Here is a 956-nt window from a genome sequence, read left to right on the forward strand (position 1 = left end):
CGCCTTCCGCGGCTGAAATGATGTCAAACGGGCACTGCTGCCCTTGGGCACTTTGCAATCTCCCCAGAGTGCCCGGCTCGACGGTCATGACTGTGTAGTGGTGTTCGTCGTTGTCGCGGATGTCGTAGATGGGCAACAGCCCCGGGTCGGCCGGCGGCCTGGACGCCCGGAGGACCAGCGCGCTCAGCCGGCGTTGGTGGGTGATCTCGTAGCGGACCTGCCACGCCGGGACTTCGTCGGCCGGGGTGCGGTCCCTGAGGTCGCCGCGGAGCTTGAGGTTGGCCAGTTCGCGCATGACGAAGCGCCCGACCATCACGCCGTTGTTGTCGCCGTCGTCCCGGTAAATCTGCTCCTCGCGGCCTGGGGTCACGAACCCCTTGGAGCGAATCAGGCCCAGCGGCTTCGGCCCGTGCTGCCTGAACTCGGAGTGGCGGGTGAAGATCCAGTCCCCCATCCGGTTTTCACCCGTGCCGAGGCGGTACGACGTCGGCAGGAAGAAGAACAGGTTCTGGACTTCAATGTCCATTTCGCACTTCCCGTTCAGTTCCGCGGGCCTGCCGACGCGTTCCTTGCCCGTGAGGTAGCGGTGCATCCCGCGCCAAGCCCCGATAGCGGTCGCCGACTTGGCGTACTCCGAGCGGAACAGGATGCGGTCCGGGCTGATCCCCAGCGTGGGGCCCTGCAACTTGTCGCGAAACTGCGCGATGACCTCGGGCAGAGCACTGGCCCGCCCCGAAAGGACCAGACTTTGCAGCGTAAGCCGGGGCGGGGCGGCTTCGGCATGCAGCGAGAGTTGGGACTGGCGAATTTTCTCGGCGTAGTTGTCCAGGCCCGACTGGGCCAGCGCCACGGCGAGGGCGACCGACTGCTCCACGGTGATGCGCGACAGGTTTTGAAACTGGGACACCAAAACGTCCGGGCCGCGCCGGGCCGCGCCGCCCGGACGTTCGGCGGCG

Annotated in this window: 1 protein-coding gene; it reads right to left on the bottom strand. The window is 66.8% G+C overall.

From position 1 onward, the window contains the following. Nucleotides 1–956: hypothetical protein (locus BGIM_RS50720; RefSeq protein WP_040889356.1), on the bottom strand; the 956-nt coding region annotated here is incomplete at both ends.

This window comes from Zavarzinella formosa DSM 19928 (assembly GCF_000255705.1).
GTDB classification, from domain to species: domain Bacteria; phylum Planctomycetota; class Planctomycetia; order Gemmatales; family Gemmataceae; genus Zavarzinella; species Zavarzinella formosa.